This window comes from Streptomyces sp. NPDC057002 (assembly GCF_042673825.1).
Lineage (GTDB): Bacteria > Actinomycetota > Actinomycetes > Streptomycetales > Streptomycetaceae > Streptomyces.
The window spans coordinates 858245-881360 of the sequence record NZ_JBHURZ010000002.1; the positions used below are offsets into that span (position 1 = coordinate 858245).

Below are 23116 nucleotides of genomic sequence, written 5' to 3' on the forward strand. Positions count from 1 at the left end.
GCCCTGCTGAGGGTTCATCACCGTCACGACGAGGGTGCGCCCGCCCCGGCGCGCCGCCGCGACGAGCGTGCTGCCCGCCTTGCTGGTGTAGCCGTTCTTGATGCCGATCAGACCCCGGTACGGCTTCACGCCCCGGGTGCCGCTCAGCAGCCGGTTGGTGTTGTGGATCGCGTACGACCAGCCGCCGCCGCCCGGGAATCTCGCCTCGACCGTGGCGCAGTACCGGGCGAAGTCCGGGTTGCGCAGCCCCACCCGGCCGAAGATCGCCAGGTCGAACGCCGACGACACCTGGCCCGGCGTGTCGTAGCCGTCCGGCGACAGCACGCGTGTGTCGTGGGCGCCCAGGGAGCGGGCCTCGGCCTGCATCCGCCGGGCCGTGGCCCGCCAGCCGCCGTTCATTTCGGCCAGGACGTGCACGGCGTCGTTGCCGGAGTTGAGGAAGACACCGCGCCAGAGGTCGGCGACCCGGTAGGTACGGCCCTCCGCGACCCCGACGAGGCTGCTGCCGGCACCGATGCCCCGGAGTTCCTCCGCACGGACCGTGTGCCGGACGCGCCCCGGCAGCGCGGGCAGCACCGTGAGGGCGAACAGGGTCTTCAGGGTGCTGGCCGGGGGCAGTCTGCGGTGCGCGTTGCGGGCGGCGAGCACCTCGCCGCTGCGGGCGTCGGCCACCAGCCACGACAAGGCGGAGACCTCCGGGAGACGGGGCACGCCGGCACGCGGGCGGACATGGGTACCGGGGCGGTGCAGCAGCGAGGGGTGCGGGGCCGCCGCCCTCGGCCCGGCCGGCGCACTGGGCTCCGCCCTGCCGGAGACGTCCGCCGCGGCGGGCACCACCGCCAGGAGCCCCACCGCACAGAGCACACCGGCCGATACGGCCATCCGGAAAGAAAGTCCGAGGATCATATGATTAACGTAGAAACGGATGCGCTCTGCATGGCGACGACCGGGCCGTACGCCGTCGGCGAGCACCCGGATGCCACACCCGTGGCTTCCTGGCAGGGGGCCGGGCTCCGTCAGCCCGAGGGCAGGGTCGGCTGGACGCGCCGCAGGAACGTCGCGTTGTCCGGTGTCTCGCGCATCCGCTCCAGGAGGGTCTCCAGACCGCTCTGGCCGTCCCTGTTCTGCAGTACGCGCCGCAGGCCGTGCATGGCAGCCAACTCGGCCGGGGGCAGCAGGAGTTCCTCACGGCGGGTGCCGGAGGGGGTGATGTCGACGGCCGGGAAGACACGGCGGGACGCCGGTTCGCGGCTCAGGCGCAGCTCCATGTTGCCGGTGCTCTTCAGCTCCTCGAAGTAGAAGTCGTCGGCCCGGGAGCCGGTCTCCACCAGGGCGGTGGCGAGGATCGTGAGGGAGCCGCCCTCCTCGGCGGCCCGGGCGGCGCCGAAGAACCGCTTGGGGCCGGTCAGCGCGGACGCGTCGACGCCTCCGGTGAGGATGCGGCCACCGGACGCGGCCGCGTTGTTGTGCGCCCGGCACAGCCGGGTCAGCGAGTCGAGGAGGACGACGACGTCCTCGCCGGCCTCGACGCGCCGCTTGGCCCGTTCGATCACGAGCTCGGCGAGCGCGATGTGCTGTTTGGCGCTCCGGTCGAACGTCGAGGCATACACCTCGCCCCGTACGGAGCGCCGCATGTCGGTGACCTCCTCGGGCCGCTCGTCGAGCAGCAGCATCATCAGCCGGCTCTCGGGATGGTTGCCGGCGACAGCGGCCGAGAGCTGCTGCAGGAGGACGGTCTTGCCGGTCTTGGGCGGGGCCACGAGGAGCCCGCGCTGGCCCTTGCCGACCGGCGCGATCAGGTCGACGACCCGTCCGGCCAGCCCGGCGGCCGGGTGCTCCAGGCGCAGCCGCTCGTGCGGATGCAGTGGTGTCAGGTCCCGGAAGTGACGTCGGCCGCGCAGTTCCCCGGGAGCGCGGCCGTCGACCAGTACCACGTCGGTCAGGGCGCGCCGGTCGCCGCACACCCCCTCGACGTAGTCGCCCTTGCGCAGGCCGTACCGGCGGATCAGCGCGGGGGAGACCGGGGAGTCGGCGGGTGTGGGAAGGCAGTTCTCGGCGCGCAGATGCCCCTTCCCGGCGGCGTCGATGTCGAGGACGCCGGTCGCGGTCCGGGCCTGCGGCTGCCGCTGGACGGGTGGGTTTTCGAGTGTGGTGGTCATGGTGGTGTGTCCTTTCACGGACGGAAGGCATGGGACATGCGAAGGGAAGGGGGGAGAGCCGCGAAGGGAGGGGCCTTGGGCACGCCTCCGGGCGGCGAGAACAGCACAGCACCGTGGCTACGACGAAGAACGTCCTGCTCAGCGAGGTGGTGCTGGATGAAACGAGAATGAGAAGAAATGAACTGGCACCGGCGCCCGAGACCCGGGCGTGCACAAGTGCTGTTCGCAGTTTACCACCGAACGTGATGCCGGGGGAGTGAAATGGGCCTCAGAAGTCTCAGCGGCCGGCCAGCAGCCCGTACAGCAGCGGGATTCGAGGCTCGGGCAGCCGCCACCAGCCGGACTCCGTACGGACCATCTGCGGCCAGCGCGGCCAGGGAAGTTCGTCGCCTTCCCGCAGTCGCCGCACGGTGAGTCCCGCCCCGGTCAACGCGTTGACGACCTCGCCCATTCCGTGCATCCACTCGTAACTGTCCGTGGCGCCCTCGACGGCCGGGCCGTCCGTGTAGGTGCGGGTCGCGTCCCGGCGCACCGGACCGCCACCGCTCAGGTAGTCATGGCGCAGAAGCAGTTCGGGCCCCTCGCCCGGAGCGGGCTTCGGGCCGAGGGAGTTGAGCAGGGGGTGGAACTCGACGATGTACAACCGGCCGCCGGGCCGCAGCAGCCGGCCGACGACGTCCGCCCAGCGGTCCAGGTCGGGCAGATAGCACAGGGCGCCCTTGCCGGTGTAGACGACGTCGAACCGCCGCCCGTCCAGCGCCTCGACGGCGTCGTACACGTTCGCCTGTACGTACGTCACGTCCGCGCCGGCCTTCGCGGCGATGCCGTTCGTCGCCGCCACCGACGCCTCGGAGAAGTCGAGGCCGACGGCACGGGCTCCGCGCCGGGCGAAGGCGATCGTCTCCGTGCCGAGATGGCACTGCAGGTGCAGCACGTCACGCCCGGCCAGCTCGCCGAGGTCCTCCCACTCGAACGGGGCGAACCAGCGCTCGGGGTCGAGGTCCTGGTCGAGACCGTAGAACCGGCTGGCGAGATGGACGGGCGTGCGGGCGTCCCAGTGGCCTGGTTGGCCCGCATCAGCGCGTCGTGCTCGGCGGACGTCATGGGGCCATCCAACCAGAGGAGTTGCTCACACGGAGCGTGCTCGCGCCTCCTCGGCGATCCGCTCGAACTGCGCGCCCATGGCCGCCGCGAGCGCCTGTGCGCCTGACAACGGGCGCACCATCACGGTGAATTCGTCGATCAGCCCGTCCTCGCCGACGTGGATGAAGTCGCAGCCGCTGATCTCGCGGTCGCCCACCCGCGCGGTGAAGACGAGGGCGTGGTCGCGGCCGTCCGCGTCGTTGATCTCGCGCACGTAGCGGAAGTCCTCGAAGACACCGGAGACGGCGCGCAGGATCGCCGCCGTGATCGCCTTCCCGGTGTACGGCTTGAACACGACCGGGCTGGTGAACACGACGTCCGGCGCCAGGAGCGCCTCGGCGGCGTCGAGGTCGTCTGCCTCGATGGCCTCGCGGAATGCACGCATCGAACCTGCCTTAATCAATTAGTTGAGTAGGTGCGGATGAGATTAGTCAACTGCTGTTACCGTGTCCATATGTCTCTGAAGTACGCCGTTCTGGCCGCCCTCCTGGAAGGGGAGGCCTCGGGCTACGAGCTGTCCAAGGTGTTCGACGTGTCGTTCGCGAACTTCTGGGCCTCGACGCCGCAGCAGCTCTACCGGGAGCTGGAGCGGCTCGCGCGGGACGGGCTGATCGAGGCCAGGGTCGTACGCCAGGAACGGCGGCCCGACAAGCGGATGTTCACGCTCACCGAAGCGGGGCGTGAGGATCTGTCCGCGTTCGCCGTCACACCGCCCCGGCGGCCCACAGCCATCCGGGACGAACTCCTCATCAAGATCCAGGCCATGGACGGCGCGGACCCCGAGGCCACCCGCGCCCTGGTCGAGGAGCGCGAGACATGGGCCCGTGGCAAGCTCGCCCGCTACCTGCGCGTCCGCGAACGCCTCCTGGCCGGCCGCAGTGAGGAGGAGTACCTGCGGGAGACCGACAGCGTCGGCCCGTACCTCACCCTGATGGGAGGCATCGGCTTCGAGGAGGAGAACCTCCGCTGGTGCGAACGCGTACTCACGGTCCTCGAGCAGCGAGCTCCCCTAGGCTGAGCCGATGTTCAGCCCCGAAGGTCCCAGTCTGCGTGAACTCGCCGTCCAGGCGCTGTCGTCCGTCGAGCGCGGCTACGACCTCCTCGCGCCGAAGTTCGACCACACCCCCTTCCGGACACCCGAAGCGGTCCTCGACGCCGTAGGGTCGGCACTGCGGCGCATGGGGCCCTTCGATACCGGCCTCGACCTGTGCTGCGGCACCGGCGCGGGCGTCGGCGTGCTGGCGGGGGTGTGCCGGGAGCGGGTCACGGGCGTCGACTTCAGCGCGGGCATGCTCGACATCGCCCGGGAGCAGGTCGGGCCCGAGGGGCCGCCGGTCTCCTGGGTCAGGGCGGACGCCCGCGCCCTGCCCTTCGCTCCCGCCTTCGACCTGGTGGTCAGCTTCGGGGCCTTCGGCCACTTCCTGCCCCGTGAACTGCCCGGTCTGTTCAGCCAGGTCCGCTCGGTCCTGCGGCCGGGCGGCTGCTTCGCGTTTCCGCTGGTCGCCCCGCCCCGCCCGGGCTCTCTCGGCTACTGGATGCTGCTCGGCTTCGACACGGTGATGCGGGTGCGCAACGCGCTGTGGCGGCCTCCGTTCGTCATGTACTACCGCGCGTTCCGCTTCGGGGACGTACGGCGCGAGCTGGCACGCGCCGGCTTCCGGGTGGACCTCCACGCCCTGCCGGAGTTCGGACCGCGACGGGACGGCAGCCCGCGCGTACGGCTCGTCGTGGCCCGGTCGCCGGTCTAGTCGGCGCGGCCCGGCAGGGTGAACTCGTAGACCAGCGCGTCCTGTTGGGCATCCACGACAAGGTCGGTGATCTCCAGCGGGCGCGCGTACTGGTCGTGCACCTGCCGGGTGACCCGTACCGACGGCGTGCTCGCGAGGCGGGTGATGGCGTCGCGGTGGTGCAGGGTCAGACCGGCCCGGCGCATCCAGTCGTAGGCCCGCCGCAGGTGCGCGGTGGCGGTGCCGTCGGCTCGGTCGCGGTAGCGGGCCAGCTCCTCCACCTCCGCGAGTGCCACGGCGGAGAAGGACGTCACGGCGGTCCGCAGTCCGCGTCCGTCGGCGGTCGCGTACCGGTAGTTGTGGACGAGGGTGGGCCGGCCCGGGGTGAGCCCCAGGGCCTCGGCGTGGTCCGGCGGGGGCGGCTTCCAGGTCACGGTGGCGCGGGCGACGGTGCCCGGAGTGGCGGCGGCCGCGCCGACCGGGAAGGCGAGCGAAGCCGGGGTCTCCACCGGCAGGCCGGGCAGGGTGGCGTGGGTACCGCGCCGGTCGGTGGTGACCAGACCGTCACGGCGCAGCAGCTCCAGCGCCTGCCGTACGGTCTCCCGGCTGACCCCGAAGTGCTCGGCGAGCCGCCGTTCGCCCGGCAGCCGTTCACCGGGCGGGACGGTGCCGTCGCGCAGTTCGCCGAGCAATCGCGTCGCGATCCGCCGGTACAAGGGCTCTTCCTCGGCCGGCGGGTGGTCGTGCGGGGTGGTGCGGTCCATGCCGCGCCTCCTGGTGGTGACGTGCGGTAGTGGTACGGACTCGGTGCGCCACCAGATCTAGCATTGGTCTAAACCAGACGGGAAGGGCGGCCGGGCGGTTCGGCCGAAACCGGACCGCGCCGGCCCGCCGTCACAGCGCGCTGTACAGGGCGTCGACCAGTGCCATCTTCCGCGGGTCGTCCGCGATATGAGGCCCCATACGGTTCATCACATACCCCAGGGACACCTCCGCCTCCGGGTCGGCGAGCCCGCAGGAACCGCCGAAGCCGTCGTGACCGAAAGCGCGCGGGTTGGGTCCGTAGGAGCCATTGGCTCCGCTGAGCCACAGCCCGAGCCCCACCTCCGTCTCGTTCTCGAACCCGGCGCCGAGCACCAGATCCCGGCAACTTCCCTGCCCCTCGCGCACCCGCTCGGCCGCCTCGGGGGACAAGACGCGGTGGTCTCCGTACGACCCGCGCCCCGCGAAGACGCCGTAGAGCTCGGCGATCGCACGCGCGGTGCCGTGCCCGTTCGCCGCGGGGATCTCCGCGGCCCGCCATCCGGGGGTGTTGGCCCCGGCGGCGGCCACCGACGGGTTGGTCAGCGCCGCGATCGCCGCCGGTGCCAACTGGGCGAAGACGGCGGCCTGTTCACTGCTCGCCGTCACCGGCGGCTGCACCAGCTCGGCCACCCGGCCGGAGTCCTTCGCCGGCAGGCCGATGCGGAAGTCGATCCCGAGCGGCGCGGTCACCTCCCGCTCCAGGAAGGCCCCGGGGCGCAGCCCCGAGACCCTCCGTACGACCTCGCCGACCAGATGGCCGTAGGTCAGCGCGTGATAGCCGGACCGGGTTCCCGGTTCCCACCAGGGCTGCGTCGCCGCGAGCCGCTGCGTGGTCAGCTCCCAGTCGCAGAGTTGCTCCAGCGAGTGCGGCTCGCGCAGCCCGGCCAGACCGGCGCGATGGGACAGAAGATGCCGTACGAGGATCTTCTCCTTGCCCGCCGCCGCGAACTCGGGCCAGTACTCGGCGACCGGGGCATCGAGGTCCAGCAGCCCCCGGTCGGCGAGGATGTGCGCGCACAGCGCCACCGGGCCCTTGGTCGTGGACCACACGTTGACCAGAGTGTCCCGCTCCCACGGCCGGGAGCGCTCCGCGTCGGCCCAGCCGCCCCACAGCTCCACCACCGTCGCGCCCCCGACGGTGACGGCCACCGCGGCGCCCAGCTCGCCCCGCTCCCGGAAGTTCTCCTCGAACGCCGCGCGTACCGCGGCGAACCGCGCGTCGCAGTGCCCGCGCACCTGTGTCTCGTTCTCGGACATGAGCCCCTCCGCCGACCGTCTCGGGGCCGGGTCGCCGTGGAGCGGCCCGGGCGCGAAGAACGTACCGACTGGTCGGGAGCGTGCGGAAGCCCGCCGGAGGTGAACGGCCGGATCAGATGTACGAGCGCATCCAGCGCAGCTTGGCCGCCTCCTGGAAGGGGCCGCCGCCCTCGTGGTCGTTGAAGTCGTACACCTCGATCTCCTTGTCCTCGTGGCTCCAGGCGTTGAAGACCGCGAAGACCGTCGAGGGCGGGCAGGTCTGGTCCTCCAGGGCCGCCGAGAAGAGCGCCGGGGCCCGGCCACGGGCGGCGAAGTGGACGGCGTCGAAGTAGGAGAGCGTGCGCAGGGCGTCCGCGGCGCGACCGCGGTGCGTCTTGAGGTACAGGCCGATCTCCCGGTACGGGTGCCGGTCCGTGAGCGTGGCCGCGCGCGGGTAGTCGCACAGGAACGGCACGTCCGGTGCGATGGCCGCCAGGTCGGGGACCAGGCCGCCCACCGCGATCGTGATGCCGCCGCCCTGGCTGGCGCCGACGGCCACCGTGCGCGTGGCGTCGGTGAGGGGGTGCGAACGGGCCGCCTCCACGGCCCGCACGGCGTCTGTGAACACCCGGCGGTAGTAGTAGTTCTCCGGCGCGTCGATACCGCGCGTCATGAAGCCCGGGAAGGCCGGCGCGCCGCCGACCGGGTCCGCCGTGCCGCCGCCCGCGCCCCAGGCGCTGCCCTGCCCTCGGGTGTCCATCACGAAGTGCGCCCGGCCCGAGGACGCCCACAGCAGGTGCTCGTGCGGCAGTCCGCGGCCTCCGCCGTAGCCGATGAACTCCACGACCAGCGGCAGCGGTGCGTCCGCCCCGGCCGGCAGCGTCAGCCAGCCCTTGACCGGATGGCCACCGAATCCGGCGAACGTCACGTCGAACACCTGCACGGTGGACAGGCCCGTGTCGACCGGTTCGAAGCGGGCGTCCAGGTCGTGCTCGCGCGCCTCCTGGAGCGTCTTGGACCAGAACGCGTCGAAGTCCTCGGGCTCGGGGGACGCGCTGCGGTACTCGCGGAGTTCATCGAGAGGAAGGTCGAACAGGGCCATGCAGGACCGCCTTGGGTGAGGAAGAGCTGCGGAGACAGAGCGGATGATCACACTACGGGGGCGCTCGGAGGACTCGCCAGGCATTTTGTCGTCGCCCGGATCCGGGGCGGTGCCCGTCACCTGCCGTCCATCGGGTGCGTCACGCGCGGCGGTGCGTCCACTCCGGTTCCGTACGGGCCCACGCCCGGTCCCACTCCGCCATCCTGCGGCGCAGCGCCACCCGGCGCACGGCGAGGTGGCCGAGAAACACCACGAGCACCGCACCGCCCGCGGCACATGTGCCGATGGTGAGGGTGTGCTGCCAGACCGCGGTGCCGTCCACCGGCGGGGGCACGTTCCGCCCCCGGGAGTCGAACCAGACGTCCACGACCTCGCCCTGCCGGGTACCCGCCGCGACCGGTGCCGTCGCGGTGCGTGTCCCCTCGCCCGGCTCCGTCCAGCGCACCGTCGCACGGAACGCGTGCTGCCCGCCGGACTGCGCCGACGGCAGCGAGTCGCCCTTCCTGCCGACCACCTCGGCACGGACGCGATGCCGCTCGGCGCGCTGTTCCGCCGACACCGACGTCGCCTCGTCATGGGCCCACCAGGCCGCCGCCGCTCCCGCCAGAGGCGCGCCCACGAGCATCAGGACGGCGACCACCAGCGCCGTCCACGCCTCGACGACATCGGACCGGCGCCGCAGCGGACTGCTCCGCCAACGCCAGCCGCGCACCCGGGTTCGCATGTCGACCTCCCGCTCCCTCCGCGTCATGCCACGCGTGCGAGTGCCCACACAGATCGGGTACCCCTCCGACGCGCATCGATCGCTCGTCGTGGCCGGGCCGTCGGTCCGCTCCCCGGGCAGCGTCTCGCGTGCGCGGGGAGTCACCGGCGGTCGTGTGCCGAAGCCCTCCGGCTGGGTGCCCGGGCCGACCCGGGCGAAACACCGGGGGAGAGGGGGCGCCTTCGAGGTCAGCGCGCTTCGAGGTCAGCGCGCCTTCGAGATCGCCGCGCCTTCGAGATCAGCCGAAACGCTCGATCCGGATGCGGTCCACGGGCTGACCGGCCGTCACCAGCAGCCGGGAGGCGTGCTCGGCGAAGGAGTTGGAGCCGCACACATAGGTCTCCCACCCACCGGACGGCCGCTCGGCCAGGAGAGGCGCCACATGTGCCGCGGCCATACGTCCCACCGGCACACCCTCAGGCGCGACGCGGGTGAAGACGGGCGTCGTCTCCGCGCCGAACTCGCGGGCGTAGATGAGCTCTTCGGGGCCGCGCGCGGACACCACAAGCCGCAGCGGCACGGTCAGGTTCCGCACCCGGTGGTGCCGGACCATCGACATCAGCGGTACGACGCCGGAGCCGGCGCCGATCAGCAGCGCGGGCCGGTCGCCGGGCCAGGCGAAGAAGCCGCTCACCGGGCCCCGTACCTCGACCCGGTCGCCGGGCCGGGCGACGGTGTGGAACCAGCCCGAGACCTCGCCGCCGTCGACGTGGTCCAGGGTCAGCTCGATGTGCCCGGAGTCGTCCGGGGCGGACGCGATCGAGTAGTGGCGCTGCGCCGCGTAGCCGTCCTCGGCGGTCAGCCGCACCATCAGGTGCTGGCCGGGCAGATGCCCCGGCCAGCCGGGCACGGCCAACCGGAAGGTGGCGGCACGCGCGGTCTCGCGGCGGATCTCGGTCAGCGTGGCGGTCTGCCACTCGGAGGCGGCCTGCTCGCTCACGGCGATGCGCCCGGGCACGGCGAAGCGCGTGGGAGGCACGAAGGTCTCAGTCACCGGAGTACCTCTGCTCCTGCCAGGGGTTGCCCCGCTCGTGGTAGCCGTTCTGTTCCCAGAACCCCGGCTCCTCGTGGTCGAGGATCCGCAGGCCCGCGATCCACTTGGCGCTCTTCCAGAAGTACAGGTGCGGCACCAGCAGTCGCGCCGGGCCTCCGTGCTCGGCGGCGAGCGGCCTGCCGTCGTACTCCCAGGCGATCCACGCCCGCCCGCCGGTGAGGTCGGCGAGCGGGAGGTTCGCGGTGTAGCCGGTGTGCGAGTAGGCGACGGCATGGGTCGCCGACCCATGGGGCCGGACCACGTCCAGGAAGGCGTCCAGGGAGACGCCCGCGAACCGCACCCCGAACTTCGACCAGCTCGTCACGCAGTGGATGGCACCCTCGTACGCCGACGGCGGCAGCCGGTGCGCCTCGTCCCAGTCCCAGGTGCGGGGCTCGTCCACCAGGCCGTCCACGCGGAACGTCCAGTCGGCGGGTGCCAGGTCGGGAGTGACCTCGGCGGACAGGACGGGCCAGTCGTCGCCGGCGTCGTACTGGCCGGGCGGCAGGCCGGGGTCGTCGACGCGCGGTCGCCCGGTGAAGCCTCTGGTGATGTGCATGGGGTGCTGCCTCCGGACCGGGCCGACGGTGCCCCGCCGGGCCCGGGTGATCAATGATTGCGCGTTCAACGGTACGTGCAGTGCGCCTCAGTCGTGTCCACCGGGCCCGGAGCCCGCGTTGTAGCGCACGAGGCAGTCGGCGAACAGCGAAAGATCCTCGGCCGGCCAGTCCGCCAGCCGCTCCCGGAAAGCGGCCCGGCGGCTCTCGGTGACCTGGGCCAGGATGCGCCGGCCGGCCTCCGTCAGATGCAGCACCAGAACGCGCTGGTCCTCCGGGTCGGGGCGGCGTTCGATGAGACCGGCGCGTTCCAGGGCGGCCACCTGGCGGCTAACGGTGGACTTGTCCAGGGCGTGGTGGGCTGCCAGGTCGGTGGCGCGGCAGCCACCGCTCTCCTCCAGATGCCCGAGCAGCGTGTACGAGACCAGCGACAGCTCCGGGTGCATCCGCCCCGCCGCGGCACGGGCACGGCGGGCGAAGACCGTCATCTCCCGCTGGATGGTCTCCACGGCGTCGGCCGCGTTCACCTGGCCTCCCTGAGGGCGTTGCCGCACATCGCTGCTGCTCACCCTCCATGGTTGCACAACCCAACCATTGCCTGCGGGCGGCCGGTCCCGTACCGGGCGGCCGGTCAGTCAGGTAATGTTGCCGTCCGGCTGCGGACCATCCCGGCCGTCGGAAGACGAGGAGGTGAGACCCATTACCGCTGTGTCAGCTCGGGTGCTCACTCCTCGATGTCGCGCGGATCGCCGCCTGTAGGCGACCGCCGGAGCGCCCTTCGGCTCTCGAAAGGCTCTTGGCTTCCATGCCGTCTGTGTCTTCTGTCCCGCCCTCCACGCCGATGTCCCGTACCTCCATGGCCGACGCCCTGCGCACGGCGGGGTGCGTCTTCGCCGAGGACGAGGCCGAGTTGATCCTCTCCACCGCGCGCACCCCGGCCGAAGCGGCCGCCATGGTCGAGCGCCGCGTCGAGGGTCTGCCCCTCGAACTCGTCGTGGGCTGGGCCGGGTTCCGGGGCCTGCGCGTCACCGTCGCCCCCGGCGTCTTCGTGCCGCGCCGCCGCACCGAGTTCCTCGTGGAACAGGCCCTCGCCCAGGCGCCCGGCGCCACCGTCGTCGTGGACCTGTGCTGCGGCTCGGGTGCCGTCGGCGCGGCGCTGGCCGCCGGGCTGGGCCGCGTCGAACTGCACGCCGCCGACATCGATCCCGTCGCCGTGTGCTGCGCCCGCGGCAACGTCGCCGACGCTGGGGGGCGTGTTCACCTGGGCGACCTGTTCGAGGCGCTGCCCGGTGAGCTGCTCGGCCGCGTCGACATCCTCGCGGCCAACGTGCCGTATGTGCCCAGCGACGAGATAGGCCTGCTGCCTCTCGAGGCCCGTGGCCACGAGCCGCGGGTCGCCCTCGACGGGGGCACGGACGGCCTCGACGTCCTGCGCCGGGTCGCGGCGGAGGCCCCCCGCTGGCTCGCCCCCGGCGGCTGCGTCCTGGTGGAGACCGGTCGGAACCAGGCACCGGCCGCCGTCGCCGCCTTCGAACACCACGGCCTGACGACCAGCCTGGCCGTCTCGGAGGAGCTGTACGCGCACGTGGTGATCGGGGTGAGGCAGCAGGTGCGGCTCAGTCCGGGGGCGTCGCACGTGCGATGAGCAGGGCCACGTCGTCGAAGTTGTCCGGCTCGTGGAGCGTGCGCAGGAGCAGGTCGCAGACCTCCTCCAGGGGGCGGTCGGGGCCCTCGAGCAGGGACAGGAGGGTGTCGAGGCGTTCGTCGAGCGGGTCGCGGCGGGTCTCGACCAGGCCGTCGGTGTAGAAGACCAGGCGGTCGCCCGGCTCGAGGCCGACCGTGGTCGTCGAGAAGGCGACGCCGCCCACGCCGAGCGGCACCCCGGTCGGCAGGTCGAGCAGCTCCGGGGGATGGCCGGCCCGGACGCGCACCGGCGGCAGATGCCCGGCGTTGGCGATCCGGCACTGCCGCAGATGCGGGTCGTGGACGGCGTAGACGCAGGTGGCGATGGCCTGCTCCAGACCCTCGGTGATCTTGTCGAGGTGCTCCAGGAGCCGGGCCGGGTCGAGGTCGAGGGAGGCCAGTGTGGTGGTCGCCGTACGCAGCCGGCCCATGGTCGCCGCCGCGGGGATGCCGCTGCCCATCACGTCGCCCACGACGAGCGCGGTCGTGCCGCCGTCCAGCGGGATGACGTCGAACCAGTCGCCGCCGACCTCGCTGGTGGCCCCGGCCGGCTGGTAGCGGGAGGCGACCTCGAGACCGCCCGTCACGGGCGGATGACTGGGCAGCAGGCTGCGCTGGAGGGTGAGCGCGGTGTCCCGGGCGCTCTGGTACCAGCGGGCGTTGTCGATCTGCACGGCCGCCCGCGCGGCCAGCTCGCGCGCCAGCAGCAGGTCGTCCTCGGCGAAGGGCAGCGGATTGCGGGTGCGCTTGAGATCCAGCGCGCCCAGCACCTCACCGCGCGCGATCAGCGGCACCGCCAGATAGGAGTGCACCCCGGCCCGGCCGAGCAGCTTCGCCGCCTCCGGGGAACGGGCGATACGCGGCAGATCCTCGTCCGTGACCTGCGGCAGCATCACGGGACGGGCCGTGCGCACGCACTGGGTGACGAGCCGGTCGGGAGCGTACCGGGCCACCTGCCCCGGAGGATCCGCCGCCTCCAGGGCCTCGGCCGAGTCGTACCCCTGGACCGCCAGCGCACGGATCACGGCCGACTCGGCGGGCCCGAGGCTGGTGCGCCGCCCCTGCACCACCGCGTCCAGCAGATCGACGGCCGCGATGTCGGCGAGTTCCGGCACGGCCACGTCGGCGAGCTCGCGGGCCGTACGGTCCAGGTCCAGCGAGGTACCGATCCGGCCGGACGCGTCCGCGATCAGGGCCAGACGCCGCCGCGCGGCCTCGGCCTCGATGCCCGCCCGGTACTGCTCGGTGACGTCGACGATCGAGACGGCCACGCCCAGCACGGTCCCGAAGGCGTTCTCCAGCCGGTACAGCGAGATCGACCAGGCGTGGTCCTGGTCCGGGTCGGCCGGGGTGCGGCCGATCGTGGACTGGTCGACGACCGGCGTTCCGGTGTCCAGGACCCGGCGCGCCGCGGCCTCCAGGGCCTCGACGTCCATCTGCGGCACCACCTCGTGGACCGTGCGGCCCAGGTGCTCCTCGGCCGGCAGGCCGTTGATCTCCTCCAGTGCCGCGTTGACCGAGACGTAGCGCAGCTCGGTGTCCAGCACGGCCAGCCCGGTCGGGGACTGCGCGATCATCCGCGTCGACAGCGCCACCTCCCGCTCCAGCCGGTGCACGGTCGACTGGTCGGCGCACAGACCGAGTGCGTAGACGTCGCCCTCGTCGTCCAGCAGCCGCATGTTGCGGAACTCCACGAGACGTGTGCTGCCGTCCTTGCGGCGGATGGGGAAGGCCCCGGCCCAGCTCTGCCCGGTGCCCATGACGTCCGCGAACAGCTTGACCACGAGGTCGACGTGCTGCTCGTGGACCATGATCCGGGCGGCGTACTCCCCGAGCGCCTCCCGCGCCTCGTACCCGAACAGCTCCTCGGCCTGCGGGCTCCACAGCACGATGCGGCCCTCGGAGTCGAGGACCACCGAGGCCACGCGCAGGACGTCGAGCAGCCCGCTCGGTCGCGCCGACCCGCGCGGGGGCTCGTCGCCCTCGGCCACGGGAGACCCGGCTGCACTCATCCCACGCCCCGCCTTCGCCGATCCTCGCGGCACGCCGTCATGGTGCCGACACCCCATGTTCTACCGCGCGGAGCCGTTTTCTCGAGGCCCCTTCCGTCACCTTCCACCATCTCCCAACACGGCGCGCACCGCCGCGCAAACCGGTCACCGTTGCCGGGGCGCTGCCGGTAGTGCTCGTCGGAAGGTGGTGCTTTGCTGGGGTAGGGGCGGATACGGCAGCGTGACCAGAAGAGGAGCGTCACGATGGACCTTGAGCGACCGCACCCCCACTCCGTCTCGGTGGAGATCAGCGGATGCAGCAAGCACGACGCCCGGATCGTGTTCGACACGCTGTGCGCCTGCTTCGAGTCGGACCGGTGCGCCGACGACGTGCCCGAGGAACTGCACGAGACCCGTCCGACCGTGTGGCTCGGCACCTTCGACGTCGCCGACACGCACGAGGGCGCGCGGCCGGCCCGGCTGTCGTCCTCCGTCGACGCCGACCTGCACGGCGGGTACTGGGCGATCGAACAGTTCCGCATGAGGCTGGACTCCCTGTTCACTGTGCAGGACCTGACCACGGTCCCCGGTGACCAGGAGAAGGAACTGCACGTGCGCCTCGAGAGCCGGTGATCCCCAGGTCGTAGCCCTACTGTGCCCTCCATCACCTTATGCAACTAGTTGCATAAACCGCGGGTAGTCCTCTAGAACTACAGGGACGACACCGCGCACGGAGGGCCCCATGAGCCGTTACCCGCACCTGCTGACCCCCCTCGACCTGGGCTTCACGACCCTGCCCAACCGGGTCCTCATGGGCTCCATGCATGTCGGCCTGGAGGAGGCCGACGGCGGTTTCGAGCGCATGGCCGCCTTCTACGCCGCCCGCGCCCGCGGCGGAGTGGGCCTGATCGTCACCGGCGGCATCGCACCCAACGACGAGGGGCGTCCGTACGAGGGCGGCGCGAAGCTCACCACCGAGGCGGAGGCCGAGCAGCACCGCGTCATCACCGACGCCGTGCACCACGCGGGCGGGCGGATCGCGATGCAGATCCTGCACTTCGGCCGGTACGCCTACCACCAGGACCTCGTCGCGCCCAGCCCGCTCCAGGCGCCCATCAGCCCCTTCCCGCCCCGCGAGCTGAGCGACGCCGACATCGAGCGGACCATCGACGACTACGCCCGCGCCGCCCGCCTGGCCCGGCACGCCGGCTACGACGGCGTGGAGATCATGGGCTCCGAGGGCTACCTCATCAACGAGTTCATCGCCCGGCACACCAACCAGCGCACCGACCGCTGGGGCGGCTCGTACGAGAACCGCACGCGTTTCCCGCTGGAGATCGTGCGGCGGGTGCGCGAGGCGGTGGGCGAGGACTTCATCGTCGTCTACCGGCTGTCCATGCTCGACCTCGTCCCGGGCGGCTCGACGCTCGACGAGGTGATCACCCTCGCCAAGGCCGTCGAGGCCGCCGGGGCGACGATCATCAACACCGGCATCGGCTGGCACGAGGCCCGTATCCCCACCATCGCGACCTCCGTGCCGCGCGGCGCGTACACCTGGGTGACCAAGCGGCTCATGGGCGAGGTGTCCGTCCCGCTCGTCACCACCAACCGCATCAACACCCCCGAACTCGCCGAGGAACTGCTCGCCGACGGCGCGGCCGACATGGTGTCGATGGCCCGCCCGATGCTCGCCGACCCGGACTTCGTCATCAAGGCGGAGGCCGGCCGGCCCGAGGCGATCAACACCTGCATCGGCTGCAACCAGGCCTGTCTCGACCACACCTTCAGCGGCCTGATCACCTCCTGCCTGGTCAACCCGCGCGCCTGCCACGAGACGGAACTCGTGCTCTCCCCGACCCGGCTGCGCAAACGCGTCGCGGTCGTCGGCGCCGGACCGGCCGGACTCGCCTGTGCCGTCTCCGCGGCCGAGCGCGGCCACGACGTCACCCTCTTCGACGCCGCGAGCGAGATCGGCGGGCAGCTCAACGTCGCCCGCAAGGTCCCCGGCAAGCAGGAGTTCGACGAGACGCTGCGCTACTTCCGCACCCAGCTCGACTGGCACGGCGTCGACGTACGGCTGAACACGCCCGTCACGGTCGCGGACCTCGACGGCTACGACGAGGTCGTCGTCGCCACCGGCGTCAGCCCGCGCACCCCCGACATCCCCGGCATCGACCACCCGAGCGTCCTCGGCTACCTCGACGTCCTGCGCGACGGCGCCCCCGTCGGCGACCGCGTCGCGATCCTCGGCGCGGGCGGCATCGGCTTCGACGTCGCCGAGTACCTCACGGACGCCGGCGACAAGGCCCACGAGAACCCGGCGACGTACTTCCGCCAGTGGGGCGTCGACCTCGACTACCGCGGCCCCGGCGGCCTCGCCGCGCCCGAGCGGCCCGCCCCGCCGCGCACCGTCCATCTGCTCCAGCGCAAGACGTCCAAGGTCGGCGCCGGACTCGGCAAGACCACCGGCTGGATCCACCGCGCCGAACTCAAGCACCGCGGCGTCACCATGGTCCCGGGCGTCAGCTACGACCGGATCGACGACGCCGGACTGCATGTCACGGTCGACGGCGCGAGCACGGTGCTGGAGGTCGACACGATCGTGCTGTGCACGGGCCAGGAGCCGCGCCGCGGTCTGTACGAGGAACTGGTCGCCGCCGGGCGCAGCACGCACCTGATCGGCGGCGCCGACGTGGCCGCGGAACTGGACGCCAAGCGTGCCATCAAGCAGGGCACCGAACTGGCGGCGGCGCTGTAGGGGGCCTGCCGACCGTCCCTAGGATGACTGGTATGTCACTCCCGCACGCGATCCTCACCGCCCTGCTCGAGAAGCCGTCGTCGGGTCTGGAGCTGACCCGCCGGTTCGACCGGTCGATCGGCTACTTCTGGTCCGCGACGCACCAGCAGATCTATCGCGAGCTGGGAAAACTGGAGGCCGAGGGCCTGATCCGGGCCCTGCCCTCCGAGCAGCCGGCGCGCGGGCAGAAGAAGAGCTACGAGGTCCTGTCGGCGGGCCGCGCCGAACTGGCCCGCTGGACCGCCGCCTCGCAGGACCCCAAGCCGCACCGCGACACGCTGCTGCTGCGGCTGAGGGCGGCGGCCGTGGTCGGCACTGCGGGCCTGGAGGACGATCTGCGACGCCATCTGCGGCTGCACGAGCGGCAGCTGGCGGAGTACCGGGAGATCGAGCAGCGCGACTTCCCGCCCGGCCGGGACGGCACCGAGGACCGGCTGCGGCATCTGGTGCTGCGGGCCGGCATCGACCTGGAGACCTTCTGGACCCAGTGGCTCAGCCGGGCCGTGGCGGAATTCGCCGAGCTCCCGGACGGCGAGCCGACCCGCCCGGCCTGACCGGGGTGTGACGGCGGCCCGCCCGACCGGAGCGCTTCGGGAGGGCGGGCCGCCGTCCGTACCGGGTCAGAACCGGTACGGCTTGTTGCGCCGGCGCAGGTACCAGGCCGTACCGAAGAGGCCGGCCCCGACCAGCGTGCCGCCGGCCACCAGCGTGACGGTCCCGTAATCCGTGGCGCTGCCGCCGGAACCGCCCATGACGCCGCGGGACGGCGACGCCGACGGGGACGGGGACGGGGACCTCGTGGTCGTGGGGGAGGGGGTCGGGGAGACGACGACGGACTGGGTGCCCGCGGTCGTGCCGTCCGAGCAGATGACGATGACGGTGTACGTCCCCGCGCTGACGCTCGACCAGGCGGCGGACTGACTGGTGGACGTGCCCGACAGGGTCACCTGGCGTCCTTGGGCGAAGCTGCCCTGGCTGCTGGTGAGCAGTGAGGCGGTGCCCCAGCTGCCGTTGATCTGGGTGCACGCGCTGGTCGTGACCGACACCGTGTTACCCGTGGTGCTCACGGAGATGCCCGGGCCCGCCGTAGCGGGCATCGCGGCCAGGGCGAGGGGCAGAGCGGCGGCTGCCACGGTCAGGCCGGAGCGGAGAACTGGCGATGAGTTGCGCATGTGGACTGCCCTCCGGCGGCACGGTTGGCGGTACATCCCTAGCGCCGCCGAGGGTCGGGAAACGCCCGTGCTGCCTCAGGGGTCAGCCAAAGCTCCCCGGGCCCGGGCCGCACGCCGGGTTCGGCCGTGCAGGTGACGGCGGCCAGTGGCCGACCGGCACGGGCACAACACCGCCGTACGCCCGGTGTCGCCGCCGTATGTCCGCGTCATCACCGCGCTCCCGTGGTCACCTTCCGTTCCGGCGAGAATCCGCCCCAGGTGCCGTCCGGCAGCAGCGCCCGGATGCGGACACGGTGCGTGACACCGGCGTCCTGCCCCACGTAGAAACTGTGCGTCGCCCGGTCGCGCGGGGCGCTCCCGCCGTACACGAGGGACGTGGCCGGGCGGCCGTCCAGCTGGATCTGGTACTCGGTGATCTCGCCGTCCAGACGGGGCGGCACCCAGCTCAGGTCGACGTGGTACGCCCCGTCCTCGCGGTGGCTCGCCGCCCGGAAGCCGGTGGGGGCCGTGGCGCGGCCGTCGTCCGTGCCCGGGGTGGTGAGACGGACGGTGGCACTGGCGGGGGAGACGTTGCCGGCCGCGTCCCTGGCCCGGACGGTGAACGCATAGGACGTGCCGGGCCGCAGCCCCGTGACCACGGCGGCCGTCTGGCCTCCGCCCACGCTGTGGATCTTCGCGGCTCCCTGGTGGATGTCGTACGACACCACGTCCCGGTCGTCCGTCGAGGCGGACCAGGACAGCTGGACCGCCCGGCTTCCGGCCGCCCGTCCGCCGGGCGCCGAGGGGCGGGTGGGCGCCGAGTGGTCGTCCGCCACGACCGCGGGTGTCCGCGCCCGGACCTGACGGCTGGGCGGCCCGAGCCGCCCGTCGGCGTCCCGCGCCCGTACGGTGAAGACGTACAGCGTGGACGGCCGGAGCCTGGTGACGTCCACCATGTGCTTCGAACCCGGCACTTCCTCGACCTTCGTGGTGCCCCGATACACCTCGTAGACATCGGCCCGCGCGGTCACGTTCCACATGACGTGCACGCTCGTCGCGCTGCCCGCCTCCGCGGTGACGCCCGTCGGCGCCCCGGGCACACCACCGACGTCCTTCTCCTCGGCTCCGGCCCAGCCGCAGGCGGCGACCAGCGCGAGGGCCCCGCAGAGCGCGACGCGCCGAAGGAGTCGGGCGGGAGCGGTTAACGAGACGAGAACGCGTCGCACGACACTGCCTCCCGGTAGTACGGCACTCGGGAATGGTCCGGACCAATATGGCGCGACTGGCGCGATCACATCAAGAGGGCGGTGGTGGAGGGTGACAAGGTGCGCCGAGGCGGTCGCGCGTCACCCCCGCCGTTCGTGACCACTCGGGAGGGTTACGTATGCTGAAGTTCCTCACGGCCGAACTCCTGGCGGACACCGGGGAGTTCGGTCCTGTCGCGCGGACCGCTGTCGTCGCAGATCCCGTGCCGGCGCGGGTGGCCGGGCGGCCCGAGTCCCACACGGACTCAGGTCCCCGGCCCCTGTCGGTGGTTGGGGGAGTGCGCCGTCCGGCCCTCCGAGGGTGACCGGATCAACAGCCCGGGGGAACAGATGCGGCTGAGTGCCCGTCAGGTTCCCTCAGGAGAGGCTCACCCATCGTGCGAGTCCAGTCGCTCACACTGGCCGCGGCCAGCGCCGCCCTGCTCGTCCCGACGACACCGCTCGCCATGCCGGCCCAGCCGCGCACCCAGCCGGTGGTGTGGCGCGGGGACCCCGTCACCGCCGCCGACCTGCTGGCCAGGGCGCGGGACTGCGCTCCCGTCTCCCGCGGCCGGTACCGCAAGGACTACGGCGCCTCCGCGAAGATCCCGGTCTGCGGTACCCGCGACGCCGTCTTCTGGAAGGCGGACATGGACATCGACTGCGACGGCCGCCCCGGCCCCCGCTGCAACCGCCGCACCGACCCCTACTTCGCCGCCAGCACGGCCTACTCCCAGTCCGACGGCCGCCCCTTGAGCGCCGAGCGTCTCCCCTTCATCGTCGTACCCGCCCCGAGCCGCATCTGGGACTACCGGGACCACGGAGTGGGCGGCGGTTCGGTCGTGGCCGTCGTCTACCGCGACCAGGTGCAGTACGCGGTCGTCGGCGACACGGGCCCGCGGGGCGTCATCGGAGAAGCGTCCTACGCGACGGCCGAGGCCCTCGGCATCCGCCCCCACCCGCTCCGGGGCGGCGCGGCCTCGGGCGTCACCTACATCGTCTTCAAGAACACCCGGGTGTCGCCCATCGAGGACCACGCGGCGGCCGTGACGACGGGGGAGCGGCTGGCGAGGCGATTCGTCGACGGAAGCTGAATGATTGACGGCGCGTCAGCCGTCGCTCGCCGTGGCCGGGCACGCCGCCGTCCGGCGTGCCCGGGTCCGGTCTCACACCTTCCGGTACGTGTACGCCTCCGCGGCGGCCGACTCCACGGCAGCCAGGTCCGCCCCGGTGCCGGCCGTGACGACAGCGGCCACGGCACCCTCCACGAACGGGGCGTCCACCAGCCGCGTCCGCTCCGGGAGTTCGTCACCCTCCGCGAGCAGCGCCTTCACGGTGAGCACCGCGCTGCCCAGGTCGGTGAGGACGGCGACGCCCGCACCGCGATCGACGGACGCGGCCGCCGCGGCGATCAGTTCGGCGCTGGTGCCGAGCCCGCCGCCTTCGGTGCCGCCCGCCGGAGCCACGGGCACCGCCGGGCCGCCGCCCGCGAGCCCCTTCGCCAGCGCGGCGACCGACGCGGCCACCTCCGCGCTGTGCGACACCAGCACGATTCCCACAAGCCGCTCGTCACTCATCGGCGGCCTCCGCGAGCGCGGCGACGAGGAGCGCCGACGACGTGGCACCGGGGTCCTGGTGCCCGATGCTGCGCTCACCCAGATAGCTCGCCCGGCCCTTGCGCGCCTGCAGGGGCGTCGTCGCCACGGCGCCCTCCTCCGCGGCGGCCCGCGCCGCCGCGAACGAGTCACCGAGCGCGTCCACCGCGGGCACCAGCGCGTCGATCATGGTCTTGTCGCCCGGGGCGGCACCGCCGAGCGTCATGACCGCGTCCACCCCGGTCCGCAGCGCCTCGGCCAGCTGCTCCGCACTGACCTCGGCGGCATCCCCGAGCGCCTTGCCGGTACGGCGCAGCAGCGTGCCGTAGAGCGGCCCCGAGGCGCCGCCGACCGTCGAGATGAGCTGGCGTCCGGCCAGCGTCAGCACCGCGCCGGGTGTGCCGGGCGCCTCCTTCTCCAGGGCGGCCGCCACGGCCGTGAAGCCGCGCTGGAGGTTGCTGCCGTGGTCGGCGTCCCCGATGGGCGAATCGAGGGCGGTGAGCCGTTCCGCCTCACGGTCGACGGACGCGGCGGTCGCCGTCATCCAACGGCGGAAGAAATCGGCGTCGAGCACTGGATCTCCTTGCCTGGTAGTACGGGGTGATCCTTTACGGGGTGATCCTTTACCCCCTGCCCGTCACACGCCCCAGCGCAGACCCGCCGTCTTCACCGGCGCGTCCCACAGCCGCAGCATCTCCTCGTCGACCTGGCACAGGGTGAGCGAGGCGCCCGCCATGTCGAGGGAGGTGACGTAGTTGCCCACGAGGACACGGGCCACGGGTACGCCGCGCTGGGCGAGCACCCGGTGCACCTCGGCGTTGAAGCCGTACAGCTCGAGCAAGGGCGTCGCACCCATGCCGTTGACGAGGACCAAGACGGGATTGCGCGGCTGAAGGTCCTCCACCACGGCCTCGACGGCGGCCTCGGCGATCTCGCCGGAGGTCATCATCGCCCGCCGCTCCCGGCCGGGCTCGCCGTGGATCCCGATGCCCAACTCCAGCTCGCCGGTCGGCAGATCGAAGGTGGGGCTGCCCTTGGCCGGAGTGCTGCAGGCGCTCAGCGCGATACCGAAACTGCGGGAGTTCTCGTTGACCTGCCGGGCGATGGCCTGTACCCGCTCCAGCGGCATGCCCTCGTCGGCGGCGGCACCTGCGATCTTCTCCACGAACAGGGTCGCGCCGGTGCCACGCCGACCGGCCGTGTAGAGACTGTCGGTCACCGCCACGTCATCGTTGACCAGCACCTTCGCGACCTGGATGCCCTCGTCCTCGGCCAGCTCGGCGGCCATGTCGAAGTTGAGCACGTCGCCGGTGTAGTTCTTCACGATGAACAGCACCCCGGCCCCGCTGTCCACGGCGGCGGCCGCGCGCAGCATCTGGTCGGGCACCGGGGAGGTGAACACCTCGCCAGGACAGGCCGCCGACAGCATGCCGGGACCCACGAAACCGCCGTGCAACGGCTCGTGCCCCGAGCCTCCGCCCGAGACCAGCCCCACTTTTCCGGCGACGGGAGCGTCCCGTCGTACGATCACCCGGTTCTCCACGTCCACGGTCAGCTCCGGGTGGGCAGCCGCCAGACCGCGCAGCGCGTCCGCGACCACGGTCTCCGGGACGTTGATCAGCATCTTCACTGGAACCTCCTGATGAGACTAGCATCTGGGCCTCTGACCTTCATCTTCGCAGGTCAGATTAGGTTTGACTACTTTTCGATCTTGACGGTCCGTAGCCCTCCGTAGCGCGTTGTGGCGGTACTGATGCTGACCTAAGGCTGACTTTGGTGACAGGTCGTCAGGTGCGAGTGGTCGTCGTGTGCGATCGGGCCGGTGATCCTCCAGTCGGCAGTATCAACCTTGCGGAAGCGAAGGTCACGCTGTTGGGGCTCGGGGGTCGGAAGGGAAACGGGCGAGGCGTTGCCTCAATGTCCAGTATCTGGGTCACCTGCCGGATCAAAGAGTCGGAGGCCGGCGGTCCAGGAAAACGGGTGGATGCTCTCCTCGGTCCATGGCTCAGGACACGACTGCCTTGTGTGGCCGAACTCGGTCGAGCGGTGGTGCTCGCCCCGCTCCCGCCGTGGCAGGCGCGGGGCCTGACCGCCGACTGCGGCGAGGGGTGGCGGCGAAGTCTGCGTGGTC

At 72.2% G+C, this 23116-nt stretch carries 22 protein-coding genes and 2 pseudogenes; 7 read left to right on the top strand and 17 right to left on the bottom strand.

The features are described 5' to 3' along the window. Window positions 1–21: 21 nt before the first annotated feature. The 4 genes and pseudogenes from ACFT32_RS11950 to ACFT32_RS11965 form a co-directional block, all read right to left on the bottom strand. A pseudogene (locus ACFT32_RS11950) lies at window positions 22–906 on the bottom strand (D-alanyl-D-alanine carboxypeptidase family protein); the annotation flags it as partial. Between the two features lie 110 nt (window positions 907–1016). Then, a complete protein-coding gene (gene rho, locus ACFT32_RS11955) occupies window positions 1017–2159 on the bottom strand; it encodes a transcription termination factor Rho (protein ID WP_382488299.1) in 1143 nt (380 codons plus the stop codon). Between the two features lie 277 nt (window positions 2160–2436). Further along, window positions 2437–3263 (bottom strand): annotated as a pseudogene (locus ACFT32_RS11960) (class I SAM-dependent methyltransferase). Between the two features lie 25 nt (window positions 3264–3288). After that, window positions 3289–3687, bottom strand: a complete 399-nt coding sequence (locus ACFT32_RS11965) for a nuclear transport factor 2 family protein (RefSeq protein WP_382488300.1) — start codon at window positions 3685–3687, stop codon at window positions 3289–3291. A 69-nt stretch (window positions 3688–3756) separates the two neighbouring features. Here ACFT32_RS11965 and ACFT32_RS11970 point away from each other — a divergent pair, with 69 nt between their 5' ends. Beyond that, window positions 3757–4320, top strand: a complete 564-nt coding sequence (locus ACFT32_RS11970; protein ID WP_382488301.1) for a PadR family transcriptional regulator — start codon at window positions 3757–3759, stop codon at window positions 4318–4320. 4 nt (window positions 4321–4324) lie between these two features. Beyond that, entirely contained in the window at window positions 4325–5050 is a 726-nt protein-coding gene (locus ACFT32_RS11975) for a methyltransferase domain-containing protein (RefSeq protein ID WP_382488302.1), read from the top strand. On the opposite strand, the gene ACFT32_RS11980 is transcribed toward ACFT32_RS11975, so the two are convergent. The 7 genes from ACFT32_RS11980 to ACFT32_RS12010 all read right to left on the bottom strand — a co-directional run bounded on the left by ACFT32_RS11980 (window position 5047) and on the right by ACFT32_RS12010 (window position 11051). Continuing rightward, window positions 5047–5793 carry a GntR family transcriptional regulator gene (locus ACFT32_RS11980; protein WP_382488303.1) on the bottom strand — a complete coding sequence of 249 codons (747 nt, stop codon included), beginning with the start codon at window positions 5791–5793 and terminating at the stop codon, window positions 5047–5049. The genes ACFT32_RS11975 and ACFT32_RS11980 overlap by 4 nt on opposite strands. A gap of 130 nt (window positions 5794–5923) precedes the next feature. Further along, window positions 5924–7090: a serine hydrolase domain-containing protein gene (locus ACFT32_RS11985; RefSeq protein ID WP_382488304.1), complete on the bottom strand. Its 1167-nt coding sequence runs from the start codon at window positions 7088–7090 to the stop codon at window positions 5924–5926. 112 nt (window positions 7091–7202) lie between these two features. Continuing rightward, window positions 7203–8171, bottom strand: coding sequence for an acetylxylan esterase (locus tag ACFT32_RS11990; protein WP_382488305.1), 969 nt, complete (start codon window positions 8169–8171; stop codon window positions 7203–7205). Between the two features lie 139 nt (window positions 8172–8310). Next, complete coding sequence (locus ACFT32_RS11995; RefSeq protein ID WP_382488306.1) at window positions 8311–8895, bottom strand: hypothetical protein; 585 nt, start codon at window positions 8893–8895, stop codon at window positions 8311–8313. 277 nt (window positions 8896–9172) lie between these two features. After that, entirely contained in the window at window positions 9173–9928 is a 756-nt protein-coding gene (locus tag ACFT32_RS12000; protein WP_382488307.1) for a ferredoxin reductase, read from the bottom strand. Next, window positions 9921–10526, bottom strand: coding sequence for a sulfite oxidase-like oxidoreductase (locus ACFT32_RS12005; RefSeq protein ID WP_382488308.1), 606 nt, complete (start codon window positions 10524–10526; stop codon window positions 9921–9923). Before ACFT32_RS12005 ends, ACFT32_RS12000 begins: the two co-directional genes overlap by 8 nt. 87 nt (window positions 10527–10613) lie before the next feature. Further along, window positions 10614–11051 carry a MarR family winged helix-turn-helix transcriptional regulator gene (locus ACFT32_RS12010; protein WP_382488309.1) on the bottom strand — a complete coding sequence of 146 codons (438 nt, stop codon included), beginning with the start codon at window positions 11049–11051 and terminating at the stop codon, window positions 10614–10616. A gap of 278 nt (window positions 11052–11329) precedes the next feature. Here ACFT32_RS12010 and ACFT32_RS12015 point away from each other — a divergent pair, with 278 nt between their 5' ends. Beyond that, complete coding sequence (locus ACFT32_RS12015; protein ID WP_382488310.1) at window positions 11330–12169, top strand: putative protein N(5)-glutamine methyltransferase; 840 nt, start codon at window positions 11330–11332, stop codon at window positions 12167–12169. Here ACFT32_RS12015 and ACFT32_RS12020 read toward each other — a convergent pair. Then, window positions 12141–14219 carry a SpoIIE family protein phosphatase gene (locus ACFT32_RS12020; RefSeq protein WP_382488311.1) on the bottom strand — a complete coding sequence of 693 codons (2079 nt, stop codon included), beginning with the start codon at window positions 14217–14219 and terminating at the stop codon, window positions 12141–12143. The genes ACFT32_RS12015 and ACFT32_RS12020 overlap by 29 nt on opposite strands. Before the next feature lie 243 nt (window positions 14220–14462). Between ACFT32_RS12020 and ACFT32_RS12025 the strand changes: the two genes are divergently transcribed. The 3 genes from ACFT32_RS12025 (at window position 14463) to ACFT32_RS12035 (ending at window position 17549) form a co-directional block, all read left to right on the top strand. Beyond that, window positions 14463–14831, top strand: coding sequence for a hypothetical protein (locus tag ACFT32_RS12025; RefSeq protein ID WP_382488312.1), 369 nt, complete (start codon window positions 14463–14465; stop codon window positions 14829–14831). A gap of 109 nt (window positions 14832–14940) precedes the next feature. Next, on the top strand, window positions 14941–16956 hold the full coding sequence (locus ACFT32_RS12030) for an FAD-dependent oxidoreductase (RefSeq protein WP_382488313.1): 2016 nt from the start codon (window positions 14941–14943) through the stop codon (window positions 16954–16956). A 32-nt stretch (window positions 16957–16988) separates the two neighbouring features. Further along, window positions 16989–17549 (top strand): PadR family transcriptional regulator, encoded by a 561-nt coding sequence (locus ACFT32_RS12035; RefSeq protein ID WP_382488314.1) that lies wholly within the window; start codon window positions 16989–16991, stop codon window positions 17547–17549. Window positions 17550–17615: 66 nt separating this feature from the next. Here ACFT32_RS12035 and ACFT32_RS12040 read toward each other — a convergent pair whose 3' ends face one another. Both ACFT32_RS12040 and ACFT32_RS12045 read right to left on the bottom strand, forming a co-directional pair. After that, on the bottom strand, window positions 17616–18167 hold the full coding sequence (locus ACFT32_RS12040) for a hypothetical protein (protein ID WP_382488315.1): 552 nt from the start codon (window positions 18165–18167) through the stop codon (window positions 17616–17618). Window positions 18168–18376: 209 nt separating this feature from the next. Next, window positions 18377–19372 (bottom strand): fibronectin type III domain-containing protein, encoded by a 996-nt coding sequence (locus tag ACFT32_RS12045; RefSeq protein ID WP_382488316.1) that lies wholly within the window; start codon window positions 19370–19372, stop codon window positions 18377–18379. Window positions 19373–19788: 416 nt separating this feature from the next. Here ACFT32_RS12045 and ACFT32_RS12050 point away from each other — a divergent pair, with 416 nt between their 5' ends. Continuing rightward, window positions 19789–20484 carry a glycoside hydrolase family 75 protein gene (locus tag ACFT32_RS12050; protein ID WP_382488317.1) on the top strand — a complete coding sequence of 232 codons (696 nt, stop codon included), beginning with the start codon at window positions 19789–19791 and terminating at the stop codon, window positions 20482–20484. Window positions 20485–20556: 72 nt separating this feature from the next. Here the strand turns inward: ACFT32_RS12050 and ACFT32_RS12055 are convergent, their stop codons facing one another. The 3 genes from ACFT32_RS12055 to dhaK form a co-directional block, all read right to left on the bottom strand. After that, on the bottom strand, window positions 20557–20967 hold the full coding sequence (locus ACFT32_RS12055; RefSeq protein ID WP_382488318.1) for a PTS-dependent dihydroxyacetone kinase phosphotransferase subunit DhaM: 411 nt from the start codon (window positions 20965–20967) through the stop codon (window positions 20557–20559). Further along, window positions 20960–21559 carry a dihydroxyacetone kinase subunit DhaL gene (gene dhaL / locus ACFT32_RS12060; RefSeq protein WP_382488319.1) on the bottom strand — a complete coding sequence of 200 codons (600 nt, stop codon included), beginning with the start codon at window positions 21557–21559 and terminating at the stop codon, window positions 20960–20962. Before dhaL ends, ACFT32_RS12055 begins: the two co-directional genes overlap by 8 nt. A 63-nt stretch (window positions 21560–21622) precedes the next feature. Next, window positions 21623–22615, bottom strand: a complete 993-nt coding sequence (dhaK, locus tag ACFT32_RS12065) for a dihydroxyacetone kinase subunit DhaK (protein ID WP_382488320.1) — start codon at window positions 22613–22615, stop codon at window positions 21623–21625. Window positions 22616–23116 lie beyond the last annotated feature (501 nt).